At 65.3% G+C, this 14,024-nt stretch carries 8 protein-coding genes and 1 pseudogene; all 9 read left to right on the top strand.

Annotated elements, in window-relative coordinates:
* Window positions 1-27: 27 nt before the first annotated feature.
* Window positions 28-306, top strand: a pseudogene (locus OID54_RS33265) (DNA-binding protein); the annotation flags it as partial.
* Window positions 307-1,955: 1,649 nt separating this feature from the next.
* Window positions 1,956-3,191 (top strand): helix-turn-helix transcriptional regulator, encoded by a 1,236-nt coding sequence (locus tag OID54_RS33255; protein ID WP_329025688.1) that lies wholly within the window; start codon window positions 1,956-1,958, stop codon window positions 3,189-3,191.
* A gap of 54 nt (window positions 3,192-3,245) precedes the next feature.
* A complete protein-coding gene (locus OID54_RS33250) occupies window positions 3,246-4,517 on the top strand; it encodes a restriction endonuclease-related protein (protein WP_329025686.1) in 1,272 nt (423 codons plus the stop codon).
* Window positions 4,514-5,209, top strand: a complete 696-nt coding sequence (locus tag OID54_RS33245; RefSeq protein WP_329025684.1) for a hypothetical protein — start codon at window positions 4,514-4,516, stop codon at window positions 5,207-5,209. Before OID54_RS33250 ends, OID54_RS33245 begins: the two co-directional genes overlap by 4 nt.
* The gene (locus tag OID54_RS33240) at window positions 5,113-7,830 is read left to right on the top strand and encodes a hypothetical protein (RefSeq protein ID WP_329025682.1); all 2,718 of its coding nucleotides are present in this window, start codon (window positions 5,113-5,115) and stop codon (window positions 7,828-7,830) included. The genes OID54_RS33245 and OID54_RS33240 overlap by 97 nt, the downstream gene beginning before the upstream one ends.
* Before the next feature lie 32 nt (window positions 7,831-7,862).
* A complete protein-coding gene (locus tag OID54_RS33235; protein ID WP_329025681.1) occupies window positions 7,863-10,805 on the top strand; it encodes an RNaseH domain-containing protein in 2,943 nt (980 codons plus the stop codon).
* A 109-nt stretch (window positions 10,806-10,914) separates the two neighbouring features.
* Window positions 10,915-11,241, top strand: coding sequence for a TetR/AcrR family transcriptional regulator (locus OID54_RS33230; protein WP_329025679.1), 327 nt, complete (start codon window positions 10,915-10,917; stop codon window positions 11,239-11,241).
* A gap of 968 nt (window positions 11,242-12,209) precedes the next feature.
* Window positions 12,210-13,502: an ATP-dependent nuclease gene (locus OID54_RS33225; RefSeq protein WP_329025677.1), complete on the top strand. Its 1,293-nt coding sequence runs from the start codon at window positions 12,210-12,212 to the stop codon at window positions 13,500-13,502.
* Window positions 13,495-13,977 (top strand): UvrD-helicase domain-containing protein, encoded by a 483-nt coding sequence (locus OID54_RS39300; RefSeq protein WP_443055723.1) that lies wholly within the window; start codon window positions 13,495-13,497, stop codon window positions 13,975-13,977. The genes OID54_RS33225 and OID54_RS39300 overlap by 8 nt, the downstream gene beginning before the upstream one ends.
* The last annotated feature ends 47 nt before the right edge of the window (window positions 13,978-14,024 follow it).

The raw sequence follows: 14,024 nt of genomic DNA, 5'->3' as shown, positions 1-14,024 counted from the left end.
CCCTGAGGATGCGCCGCACGCAGCCAGGTGCGCGGGGCAACCGCCGGGCAGGCCAGTTCGCTCGGCGACGTCATCACCTCCGCAGCCACCCTGGTCGAGGTCATCCACCCCCGGATCAACCGCACTGCCCTGGAGTAGACCCTCTCCCGGCCGGTCGTGGAACCGGTCACCGACCCCCTCGCCCGGCACACCGCCACACTTCTCGCCGACGCCGGCCTCCACGGCCACGAGTACGCCATCGACGCCACACTCGCCGCCCCCAACCCCACCACCGTCCTCAACTCCGACCCGGAAAGAGATCTGACGGAGGCCGCCAGGCGACCACTGCGCAAGCCTGAGGGAGGCAGTGTGCCACCGCCGCCGGCCACGGTGTGTCGCCGCCAGGAGGACGCCTTCTCTCACCTCCACCTCCACCCCACCGAGGCCGCCTCGTGACCCGAGGACAGCTGCCGGAGCTGCAGCAGCGTGCACTGCCGTTCAGTCACGGCGGACCACCGATGCACGAGCCTTAACCCGCACCCCACCCCCTCTGCCTGCATAGAGCCGAAAGACCATCTGCGCAGGTCAGCACCCTACTGTCATCCAACGCGGCAGGTCAGCACGCTGGCTGGTCTCTTCCGCGACATCTGCGCACGGCTTCGTGGGAGAGCCTCGGCCCTGCTCCCACTTTGACTCATCCCCCAAGAGCGGCCACCACGTGCACGCTCACACTCAGTCACAGCGCTAGGCCGACTGGCGACTGACGCCGAGCCCCGGCGCTCATCCGGGTCATCTTGGGCTTGACGCTCAAATGACGCTCGGGACCCCGAATTCGTCGCCATCGCGCCCACCAAATAGCCCCTGACCTGCATTTATCTTCGATCAAACCCAGGCCGACATCTTCCCGATGACGCACCATGTGGAGTGCGTGGCGATCCTTGAACCGACCAAGAAGGCCGCCTGACCTGCGGTTTTGTCGATGTGCATTATGTGCGTTGCGGGCGTTACGGGCGATATCTTGACGCTGATTTGACGCTCGTGACGCTCGTTGATCATGGTCTGGCGCCACGCTGACCAGCGGATTTCCGTTACTGAGCGTTGATGCTGACGCTCGGAGAGATCTTCTGCGGGTGCCTCTTCTGCGACGGGCGGACAGCAAAACGGCCCCTTCTTCGCGTCCTGGACGGGAAGAAGGGGCCGGTCACGTTCTGCGCTCTACGCGGCGAGGGTGAGCGGGGTCTGAAGCCCCTGCCCTGCTCCGAGAGGGGACGGGGAAGGTGAGGTCCGCCTCAGTTTGGCCCGGCTCTCGGAGTCGGCCCCGCTCGCACAACCGGAACACGGCAGCGTGCGGCAGGGCGCCTCACGAGCCCGCGACCGCTGGCGCGCCACCAGCGCGTTGATGCTAGACCTGCACCAACGCGGCACCGCCCTGGCCCGAACTGTCATCCTTCATCATGTACGTGGCGTTCGAGAGCCAGAGTGCCGTGGACCTCAACCTCACTTCCGAAGACGGCGTTCGTCACCGGCGCCGGACGGGATATCGGGCTCGCCACCGTCCGTGTCATCGATGCCGCGCGCACCCTCGCCCCTGAGCTGACGGACACCGGCGCGCACGCCATGTCTGCCGACCTGAGCAGCACCGCAGGCGTCGCCATGTGCTGGAGATGGAGGTACGCGAGAGGCGCCTCGCCGAACGCGATGCCGTCACACAGGCAACGCTGCTGCTGTTTCCACCGGCCACCCAGATCCTGCCTGGGGCATGCCTGCCTCCTCATGATCGGCAGGTGTTCGACTTCGATCCCCCTCGCCCCTGATGCCCTCCGGGGGGAAGGAGCGCGACGGCCTCTCGGCATCGGGTGATGTCACCCGTCACACATAGCCGACCCCGTTCTCGACTGAACTCACCGCCGTTTCGTGAGTCCGGTCGGCGGGAAATCAAGTTGCCATGAAGTCTTCATTGAGATTACCTAGCTGGTATGCCGAGGCGTCTGCTGGCCATTGAGCACACGAAGATCCGGGCACTGCGCGAGCAGGCTGGGCTCACTGCGCAGGAGCTTGCTGACCGCGTAGGGGTCACGTATCGCTTGGTCGTGTACTGGGAGGAGGGCAGATATGGGCCTGAAGCCAGAAATGTGCGGCGTCTCGCTGATGCCCTCGGCTGCGCCACAGCCGACCTCACGGGTACACCCAGCGGGACCGAGACGCTGGCTGACCTCCGTTATGCCTCTGGTCTCACCGCTGAGCAGGTCGCCAGCCGTCTGCGCGGTACTCCCGCCGGCCGTGATCTCTTCGTGGACGCGCACAAGATCCGCAGTCTCGAGCGGAACCGTCGGGTGTCCGGCTGGAACTGGCGGAAGCCGGAGTGCACAGGCCGGCTCTTGCAGCAGCTGGCTGCCTTGTACGAGGTGCCGGTCCGCATGGTCATGGATGCCTGGATGCGTACCCGGCCATCTGATGAGCCCCCGCGTCTGCCCGAACGAGAGCGCCACGGTCCGCCGGCTTCGGTAATCAACAGCTGGGAGGCCCTGAACGATCGGCAGCGGGTCTATCTCGGGGAGATCCTGCGGGACGACCGGATGACTGAGGCCGAGATGTGGATGCGCCGGCAGAACCACGTCACGGTTCCACCGGCCAGGCAGTGGCGCCAGCTGCCGTTTGCTCTCGACGCTCCCATCGAGGTGGTCGGCCGCACGCGTCTTCAGCAGCGGCTGCGGACCGCTGGCGTCCACGATCAAGGGGCCGGGGCCACCCTTCGCTCCCTAGAGCGGCTGGGGCTGATCAAGGTGGCCAGGGACCGTGTGGAGGTTCCCGGGGCCGGGGAGGTGGACCGCACTCTGGTGGAGATCACTCGCCGGGGCCGTGCCTGCGCCCGTGCTGGGCTAGGAGAACCCGCGGAAGTGGCGACACCGGCTCATCTGCTGTCCGAATGGCTGTGGGGCGTTCTGCTGCGTGTCGCCTCTGCCGGTCCGGAGGGTCTCCACGAGAGCGAGCTGACGGGTAAGTCCCGGTTCTATCTGGCCGTCGGCTACCGGCCGAAACGCCGAGCGCATCCCAGCAGAGGATTCATCGAGCTGCGTCCCAGGATGGCGCCAGGCGATACTCACGTCCTCGAATACCGATGGCATGCAACCCCGCTCGGGCAGCAGCATATTGCCGCCTACTTGCACGTCTACGCAGAGATGTACCCGACTGCGACGTCTCCCCCACTGTGATCGTTTAGGGCGGTCCGGGGCCATTGTCAGACCCGTGCTCTACGGTCGTCTCTTGTGACGACCCCTGTCGACGATGACGGCCTGACGTTCTCTCACTTCGAGGCGTTCCGCCTGATCAACCTCACCTTCATCAAAGCCAGCCAGACCAACACCGCACCGGACCTGAGTCCGAGGGACCGGGCGGACAAGCTGATGCGGTATCACGGTGACTTGCTCGCCGCATACGGCCCTGGAGTACATCTGCCGTTCGGCGAGTTCCGCCGAAAGCTGGGCGACAACATCAACAGCCTGCTCCCGCCCTGGCTGGATCAATCCGGCCTCGGCGAGCTCGACTTCCCAGTCGTCGACGCCGAAGGCTGCGTCACCGGCAGCGCCTTCGACCTGCAGTGGGAGACCTCCCAGCTGCACCGGATTCTGCAGCGGCTCCGGCGGATCGGCCGCATGCGATTCTCCGAGGAGCAGCTCCAGGACGAGCTCGATCAGGATCAGATGTACGAGATCCTCAAGGGCCGCGGTGATGCCCAGTACGTCAAGGACCGCACCACGCTGGTGGAGTGTCCCGCCGGTACGGTCGAGGAGCTGAACAAGCGTGGCCTGCCCCTCAACGCGATGGGCTACTACGGGGCGATCCCTTACCACTCCGTCTACAAGACCTGGTGGTTTCCCTGCACGGTGTGCAAGTGGCCCATGAAGGTCAGCAAGCGGATGAGCGCGGGCCGCGAGTACTACCGCGTCGCTTGCCTCTACGACCGTCACGCCGATACGGGAGCCAGCTTCATGTTCCGGCCCACATCCGGAGACGCGCCGCTGCTGCACCCCGACAGCCCCGACGTCCCCGCTCCGCACGAGGCAGAGCTCTCGCTCGGCACCACCGGTGCCGTGCCGGAGGCAAAGCCAGCTGAAGGGCATCTGGCCCTCAAGCGCGGCGTGTGGCGCTACACCTGTGTACCCGGCCTGCATGAGCTGCGTCTCCACACCGTTCTGAGGAAGCGGCTGGCCGCCGGGCAGGCGGATGTGGAGGAGGCCGTCAAGCTCTGGCCTATGAGCGATGCCTACGACCATCACATCGAGGTCAAGGGCCCTGACGGGAGGTCGCACGTCTTCACCGTCGATGTGAAGGACTACACCCATGCCCGTGTCCTCGCGGAGAGCCTGCACCGCAACGAGGGCGACAAGGGCGGCGCCGAATGGCTCGTCGTTCCCGACCATCGGGCCGACCAGATTCCCCTGCTGACCGTGACCTGCCACAAGTACAAAATGAAGGCCGCGACCATGACCGAATTCGCCCAGATGGTCTGCCGAAGCGCCGGGGTGGTGTGGTCATGAGTCAGACGACCGCCAAAGACGTCTTCGTCCGCGCTGCGCTAGCCCTCGCCGCGCACTACTTCCCGCAGCAGGACAGCGACGGCAAGCCCTTGGCCTCCTTCCGTCATGCGGCGTTCTTCGCCAGCTGCAAACCACAGGCGTGGGACCAGTGGAGTGAGCTGGGCAGTGAGGAACGGCTGCTTGTGGCGGAGGTGATGAAGCTCAGCAGGCCCGACCTCGCCGACGAGAAGCGGTTCGCCTCGGCGGCCCGGATTCTCCTGGGGGCCATGGACACCGGCGAGGAGGAGGAAGAGGAGACCGCCCTCCAGCTGTTCACCCTGGCCGGGGACCCCCTCACCGCCATCGCGGCCTACCCCCTGCTGGGAGGGGACTACCTCGGCTACGCGAAGAGCCTGCTCGCCCCCTTCCGGCGGCCGAGCAGCCGGCGCAAGCCCCACGACTTCGCAGCCCCGGGCCAGACGTACGAGACGAGTGAGCGGACCGAGGGCAACGAGATCGTCCACGGACGCGTCACCATCCCCCGCTTCCCCGCGTTCACCCAGCCGCTGGGCCACGACTCGCTTCCGGCCCTCACCACCGGCCCGGCCTCGGCACGGTGCGAGTCACCGTCCAAGAGCTCAAGGGCATCGCACAGCTCCTGGACACCCAGTACGAGGACACAGAGGCGGGCCCCTGGCTGTACAAGGTCCTGACGGGCCTGCTCGACCGAGTCAAAGCCCGTGACACCGACACCGTCGACGTGCTGGACCTCCTGGCCGGCCGAACCCAGATCTTCCACGCCCCCACCGGAACCGGAAAGTCCGTACTGGTCCGCATCGTGGGCTCATGGGCCGCACTCAACAACCACCGCGTCACCCTCCTCGTCCCCGACGTCAAGGCCACGCTCGCCTCCGTCTGGGACATCAGCCACGACCTCGAAATCCTGCACCAGGCGGGCAAGACCGAGCACCTGGCGAAGTGTGCCCCACTGATGTCGCCGTCCTCACGCCACGAGCGGGCCCTCAAGCACGCCGCTTTGGTCAAGGAAGACCCCGACGCCCCCGGTGAGTGGGGCAAGCGCGGAAGCCGTGACGTCGACCACCTCGCCTACGGGTGTGCGCAGCGATACTGGCTCGACTCCGCCGGGGTCTACCGTCCCGGCAAGGAGAACTGCCTGAGTCTGCGCAGCGGCGGTGGGATGCTGGCCTGCCCCTGGATCCCGACCTGCGGCAAGTTCACACCCGCCTATCAGGCAGCCGATGCCACGGTGATCGTCACCAACCACCACAACTTCATCCAGGGCAACATGCGGGTGGGCATCCAAATCGACGGCCGCCCCGTCCGTTCCGTCACCGTCCGCGAGTTCGTGCTGCGGGCCAGTGACTTCGTCATCATCGACGAGATCGACGCCTTCCAGGCCGTCGCCGTCGACCGGTGCGCCACCACAGTCGACCTGCACTCCCGGCGCCCGTGGACCGCGGAACCGCAGATCCTCGACACAGCAGCCAAGCATCTTCCCCTGCGGTTCGAGGACCAACTCATCGAACCGGTCAGCCACGTCCGGCTGATGGCCGAGTCACTGCTGACCGGGTTGTGCACCAAGGCGTTCCGTCTCAACCATCGCGACGACGCCAGAGTCCCCCGGCTGCGCCAAGAGTACGACTATGAAGGGTGGCGCCTGCCTCACTCCAAAGACCGCGCGCTCATCGGCGTCCTATTCCCCGAGTACCAGGTCAGTGACGGGGAGCCGCTTCCCCGTGAAGCTGTCAACCGGCTCAACGCCCTCGCACCTCGCCTTGACGTTATCAATGACGACGACATGGCCCCAGCTCCTATGCTTCTGGACCCCGAGTGGGAGCGGGTCAGCAGTATCCTCGGGACCGTCGTGTCGCCGCGCGGCATCAACCAGCGCGACGAGCTCAAGCTCAGGCTCCACGAAGCACTCGCCCCGATGATCAGCGACGGCCGCGCCCGCAACCGGGCCATCGACCACCTCATCATCCGCACGCTGATGAGCGAGCTGGACTCGTCCCTGGCCGTACTGCGCGACACTGCCCAGTCTCTGCGGCACTCCGGCCTGCTCTCCGCCAACCGCATCATCGACGCCATGCGCTCCGGCGGCATCGCCGACATACTCCCGCACGGAACGATCGGTAGGCCGATCAACGGATACCGGGTCACCGGAATGAAGAACCCGGAGAAGGACGCCAAGCTCTCCACCCAGCACATGGCCGGCGACCCTCACACGTACGTGTCAGAACTCGGCGGACTGGTCTCACTGATCAGCGCCGGTGTGGAGCGGCCCATCTTCGGGCTCTCCGCCACCGCCTACTTCCCGCAGGCGGTCAAGGAGCATGTCCATGCTCCCGTGATGTGGTGGATGACGGACGCCCAGGAGGAATCCATCCTGGTCGAGTCCTCGGCCGTCACCTACAGGAAAGGTCACAGAGCGGAGGGAGAGCGCATTCCGATCGCCGGCCAATTCCCCTCCGACAAGCCCGAAGCCCTGCGCGAAATCGGCGAACGTCTGTACGAGACGAAGTTGTCGAGGAAGCTCGCGCGACTGGCCAAGTCGGACGAAACGCGAGCCCGCGTGATCCTCACGGCCAACAGCTACGAACAGTGCGGCCACATCGCCACCGGCCTGGCCAAAGCGAAGGGGCTCTCCCACCGCGTATGCGTCCTCGTCCGGGAGGAAGACCGCCTCAGCAACGTCCGTCATCTCCCCGACCCGTCACTGGTCCGCCGCATCACCGTCGAAGAGGTCGAGGAGTTCCCCCAATTCGGCGACATCCTCATCGCCCCCTTGGCTAACATCGCCAGAGGGCTCAACATTGTCGTCAATCTCCGCTCAGCCATTCACTCGATCTACCTGTGCGTGAGGCCGCCGCTGATCATCGACGATCCCACCTGGATGTACGGCAGCGTCAACGCCGCAGGCATCAACTCACTCCCCTCCGGCGGTGCCGCAGACCCCACCGGGGTTCTGCAGACGGCCCGCACCGCGGCACGCGATCACCTGGCCACCATCCTGCGTTCCTCTCCGCAGCTGTCGACCATGGACCTCGTCCTCCAGGAGCAGATGGTCGCCGGAATGCTGGTGTCCCTCATCCAGCTCGCCGGCCGAGCACGGCGCGGCGGAACCAATATGGAGCTGCACTTCGTGGACTACGCCTTCCACGACGAGACCTGGAGCTCCGACCTGGCCAGCATCATCGAGCGCATGGCCAACCGGTGGCTGCCGGAAGAACGGCGGCAGATGGCCGAACTGTACGGCGAGGCCGTCAACGCCTTCCTGACCTACGCAGGCGTCGACCTCGCCCTCTCCGCATAGCCCAGCGCTACCTCCCGAAAGAGATCAGAGCAGTGACCGACAGCATCGCCTCCCTGCCGAGTACCCTCACCCTGCGCTGCACCCCCGCACTCGTCCAGGGCCAGAAGGTGTACGTACGAATCTTCCCGCGAAGCGTGCGTGATGAATGGGAGAAGGTAAAGGGCAACGGGGACGACAGGCAGAAGAATCTGCCGTACTCCACCGCCCTCACCTACCTCAAATTCAAGACGGGCGGGTACGTCCACCTCCACCCGTACCTCAACTACCTGGTCTCACTGGAGAAGATCGACGACGACACTCTGCGTCACGTCTTCCGGTGCATCGTCGGCTACAGCAAGGGGCTGTCCACCGACCAGGCCATCCTCCTCGACGTGCCGCCCGTGGCCGACGCCATCGCGAACACGACTGAGCAGGAGTTCGAGATGACGCGGTTCCTCAAGCCGATGCAGGGCAAACAACCGAAGTGCCCCGACTGGATGTACGTGGCTGTGCCCTGGGTGATCTCGAAGAAGCTCGCCGAACAGCAATTCACCATCTACGACCTGGTCCCGATCACCGAGCAAGTCCCCGCCAAGGAGAAGGACGGCTCCCCCAAGCTCGACGCCGCCGGCGAACAGGTCTACAAGAACCGCACAATCGGCTGGAAAGCCAACCCGAACAAGCGGAAGGTCAGCTACCTCCCGGACAGCAGAGGCGGGCTCATCGCCTGGGACCACCCCTTCGGGCGCAAGTACAACGTCCGTGACGGCGGGACCGAGGTGTACGCCGCCACCAAGGCCCAGTACGCGATGTCCCGGCTCTCAGTGGCCATGAAGACCGAGCCCAACGTCGCCGACCCCGTCATCTTCCTGGACGCCCATGTAACCCGCGTCCACAACAACATGGTCTCCGCCAAGTCGACCCACGTCTACCAGGGCAGCGACGGCCTTCCGATCCTCTACACCGAACTGACGCGCAACGGCGGCGTCCGAGAGGTCAACCAGCGCGCCCTGGAGCTGCTCGCGCGCGACAAGATGGACGTCAGCCTTCTGCAGCAGCTGCAGACACGCGTCACGCAAGAACGGGCCGTGCTGGAGAAGGCCGCCGCCGACGGGGAATTCCCTTCGTTCATCACCCCTGATGCCGGAGACATCCGCCCGCTCATGCCGGTGAACGACAACTTCGCCGTCGGCACGGGACCGGGCACCCTTCACCTGCGGCTCCTCGCCGAGCACGTCGCCAAGGTGCTGGGCGAGAAGGCCACCTGGGTCGACTTCAGCGTGGAACCGATGAACTTCGAGCCACGCCCCACGGACAAACAGAAGATGCCGCCGCAGGAGCGGGCCAGCCGGATCGAAGCCGGCGAACTCCTCCACAGCATCGGCTTCCCCCCGCCCGAAGAGATCACCGCCTCCGTGAACGCTCAAGGGTTCGAGCAACTGCGGATCGTATGCCTGTGGTATCGCCACAGCACCCGCCTGCGAATGATCAACGCGCTCTCCCTCGCCTTCCCGGACGGCACACCCATCGGCGATCCGGAGCCTGGCAAAGAGGTCTTCCTCACCCCCTCCATCAGCGTGATCTTTCGTAAGGCTGAGCGCTTCCTTTCACACGGCGACGACATCAACCGTGCCGTGGAGTTCAAATCCTTCGAAGACGACTTCGCCGACAGCGACTCACACGTCATGGTCGGCCTCTGGTGCGAAACCGAAATCCCGACCCTCAAGAAGAAGGAGGGAGAGAAGCGAACCGCCTTCCTGCTCCGCAAGGAACGGTACGACGGGAAGTTCCAGGTCCGCCGCTTCCTGGCCAAGAAGGACTTCGTCTGCCAGTTCACGAAGGGCATGAAACCGGGGACGTTCGGAAATCCCAGCACAGAGATCAATCCCCCGAAGCCGGGCAAAGATCACGCCGCCTACATGGCGCTTCTTGACCTGTACCGCTCACTCGGCATCATCGACCAGCGCCTCGCGCGAGCCCTCGCGAAAGACAAGAAAGGGCAAGAGGCCGGAGAGCTCGTTTACTGCGGCATCCACGCCCGCCGGCAAACCAAAACCGCCGACGGCAAACACACCAAGCGCATCATCATCGCCACCGCTCTATTCCCCCCGGAAGAGGAGGGCAATGCCTGGACGATGAAAGCATGGACCCCCCTCATCGGGGCCTGGGTGCCGTACCGGGAGGCGATCACCGCCTTCCACGCCAGTGACTACGCACTCCATGTCGACGGCAAGGGCGAGACGGACAAGGAGCGCTGGGCAGAGGCAGCAGCCCATGTCGAAGAAGCCCTCGCCAGCCTGGTCAGCGACGAACTGGAACCCGGTATGGGCTATGTCGTCATGGTTGACGGGCACGCCTGCCGTCGGATGTGGACGGGCCTGCACAACGAGAACCAGAGCTACCAGGAAGAGGACATCACCGATCCACGCACCTGGCTGCCTGGGTACGGCAAAGGCAAGAACGCCCCGCGCAGGAGGCCGGCCGCCGTCATCCGGATGAACGTCGACTCGGACGAGGTACCCCAGTACGTTCCCGTCCCCCGCGAGAGCGACCCGGACACCGAGAAGGAGTCCATCCTGTTCGCATCGGCCAAGCTGCACCGCGCCGCAGTGGATTTCGGCAACCCCTTCTGGATCCTCTTCAACATCCCGCGCAACTACCAGGCCAAGGGCGGGGACCTGGGCAAGGCCATCACTCGCTGGGACGCCGATCCAGGCAAGGGCGGCGAGGAGGGGGAACGGGAGACGAACGAGCTCAAGTCCCCGTGGTGGGCCGTCACGGCGACCGAAATCTACCCAGTCGGCGTCGCCAATGGAGTTGACCGGACGACGCTCGCACGGGCAACCGCGCGCCTGTGTCACCAGACCATTGCCTGGGCCGACCGCTCCCGCTACCCCGTCCCACTGCACGCAGCGAAGCAAATGGACCTCGACCACCCCCAGTACCGACGGTCGGCACCGCCCGAGGAACAGGGAGACGAAGCATCTGACGAGTAGCCTCGCGCGACGGGCCGGTAGTGATGCCAGGAGGAGCTGACCCGCCTCCTGTCTGCCGATGACGGTGATCATCAGGTCTTCGTCTGCAGCTCACCGCGCACAAAGCGCCATGTGCGGTGGGCTGGCAGAGGTCGCCTTCGACCCGTGCCGCAGCGGATTCGACAAGGTCACCCTCGACGACCTGGCCTCCGCCGCCGGAGTGTCGCGCAGCACTTTCCTACGCCAATCCCGCTCCAAGGAGGAAACGGCCCTCGGCGCCTTCGACGCCCAGGGGGAGAAGCTCGCCGCAGTCGTGCGCGACCGACCCGCCGCCGAGGACGGACTGGATAGCCCTGCGCCGAGTGACCTTGGATGGGTCCGCCAGGAAGATCATCTTGAAGGGGACACGGAGCCATCCTGCGTTCGGTGGAACCCAGGCACAGTCAGACCACAGTGATCACAAGAGAACGAGCGTTGTCAGTGCTGGGGGTGATGATGACTACTCACGTACTTCTTGTCCATGGGGGGCATGGTGCACCTGAGTCGTATCGCAGTGAGCGGGTTTCGGGCGAGCGCAGACGGCGAGATGGTCTGCCATTTGCCTGGCCGTTTCAGCGTGCTGATCGGAGCCAACGGCGTCGGAAAGACGACGCTCACGGATGCGCTCTACCTTTCTCATCCCGGCTCTCGTTTCCCGGCCCTGCCTAGGTACGGTTCCGCCACGCTCGCACCCGAGAGGTCCACCCGGACCATCAAGGTGGAGTACCGGCTGAGCGATAGCCTCACCGGGGAAGGTCGTCTCGGACGCCAGTTGCACGAGGTCAACCACCAGCGTCTTGGGGATGTCGCTCAGAGCTGGGGTGCCACGCTGAGTCGCAGGCTCGGCAGCGTCACACCGAAGATTGACACGGCGTACGGCAGGTCTTTGGATCTGGAGCCGTACAAGCTGATCTACCTGCCGGCCTGGCGTCATCCTCTGGACGAACTGGCCCGTCGCGAGGCGCGGATTCTGGTTGAGCTGCTCCGTGCTGAGCAGCAGCGCCTGAACGGCACCCGGAACCTCGTGGGGCTGCGGGCACGGGCCTCCCAGCTGCTCGAGGAGCTCGCCAAGGAGAGCATCATCGACGCCGTTGAGACGAGGATCGGCGGCTACCTCACGGACCTGTCGGCTGGGGTGAGTCGCCAGTGGTCATACATACGTGGGCAGGTCATCGACGATACCTACTTGGCTCGCGTGCTGGAAGTCATGCTCGCTGTCATGGAGGGGCGCAGGTTCGCTCGGCCTCTTGAAGTGTCCGGGCTGGGGTACGTCAACCTGCTGCATATCGCCGTGATCATGGCGGCGATACCGGACTCTACCGAGCTTCCCCAGGACGCTGTCTGGTCTCACCAGGGTGCTCCCGACCGGCCGCCCCCCCCACGGAGATGGAGCAGATTCAGCAAGCTACCCGGAACCTTCAACAGGCACAGGCTGATGCCGAGTCGGAGGAGGACTCCTTCTTCGGTACGAAGCCCTTCCATGCGACGGTCGTCATCGAGGAGCCTGAGGCGCACCTCCACCCGCAGTTGCAGCATGCTCTCGTTCGGTACTTGCGCAGAACCGTCAAGAAGCGGCCGGAGCTGCAGGTCATCCTCTCCCGCCACGCGACTGACGTCATCACCTCCTGCGCCCCTGAGGAACTCGTCGTCGTGCGCCAGACGGCGCAGGGGAGAGTGTGCCGCACCGTCGCCGACGTCGTGCCGACGAAGCACCGCGACATCACACTGCGAAAGACACGGCTCCATCTGGACGCGAGTCGGTCCGCCGCCCTCTTCGCCGACCGCCTCGTCCTGGTTGAGGGGGTCACAGACGCCGCCGTCCTGAGGGAGTTCGGCAGGGCCTGGGCCGGCGAGGACGCGCGTAAGCAGGCATTCGTCGATGCACTCAGCATTGTGCCCATGGGATGGAAGGTCGGGCAGTGGCCGGTGCATCTCTTGGCAACTCGGGGCAAGGAACTGTGCACCAAACTGGCGATCCTCGTCGACAGCGATCTACCGTTCGAGAGCAAGGAACACAAGAAGCCGACTTGGCTTCCTGACCATGACCCCTCGGTCGTCGATGCCTTCGTCAGCCATCCGACCTTGGAACCATCGATCACCGAGGGTAACGAGCACTTGATCGCAGCAGCCCTGCGCGAGGCTGATCTGGACGAGCCGCTCGTGACGGCCCTGACGGTGTACGAACTGTTCCGCAGTGCGCGGAAGGGCAAGGACGGGAAGCCAGCCGTCCCGGCAGGGCGGGGTTCCAGCAAGAAGGGCGACTTCGCGCTTGCCTTCGCCAGTCTCCTTGCAGAGGCCAACGACGCAGGTCCCGAGCAGGCGTCGAGCCTTCCGACCGTGCCCGACCACATCCGGCGACTGTTCGAGTTCGTGTACCCGCCCGACCCGGCTGATGAGACCGCCCCCCAAGAGTCCATTGTTGAGCCGGACTGGCTCGTGCTGGACGGCGAACGGAACACGGACGAGCAACAGGCCGATGACGCGGAGGAACTTCACTGGTCGGACGATTGGCAGAAGGAAGAGCGGGAGTGGGCGGAAACAACCGGGGACGAACCGATCCCAGAACCGCCAGACTCTGACGCGCCGGATCCAGATGCACCGCCATGGGAGGAACTCCGATACTGGCGGCCCGGAGGCTGGCCGACAACCGCACGTCGGATGACGGTTGCCGATGAGTAGTCGCTGGCCTGGCACGCGCGCTCTCACACCGGAACAACTCCTCACCGCCGCAAGCCCTGACCGCCTTGTATACGTAGAGGCGTTTCCCGGCTCCGGGAAGACGACTGTCTCGCACCAGCGCTTCGGCCTGCACCGCTTCGCGCGCACTACCGATCACCGGGCAGTCGTGGCGGTCAGCTTCACTCGCTCGGCCACCGAGGAGATACGTAGCCGGGTGGTTCGGCAGTGGGGTCCTCCGGCCCTGGCATGGCCCCATCGCATCGTCACACTCGACACCATCCTGAACGACCTACTCACCCACCTCCTGAGGTCTGGTTTCCTCCAGTGGCCAGGCGGCCACGAGGAACTTGAGGTGCTGGACACGTGGCGGACCGCTTCCCCACCATCCGCACTACCGCGAAGCCCGCCCTCCGCCTGGCGGGCACCCAGGTCAGCACCACCTACCTGCCAGAGGCAAAGCCAGACAACCACATAAGGCCAGCGGACTTCGCCGCTGCAGTCAACAGAGGATGGTGCACACAC

The organism is Streptomyces sp. NBC_00690 (assembly GCF_036226685.1).
In the GTDB taxonomy this organism is placed as follows: Bacteria; Actinomycetota; Actinomycetes; order Streptomycetales; family Streptomycetaceae; genus Streptomyces.
This window is presented reverse-complemented; position numbering and strand designations above follow the sequence as displayed.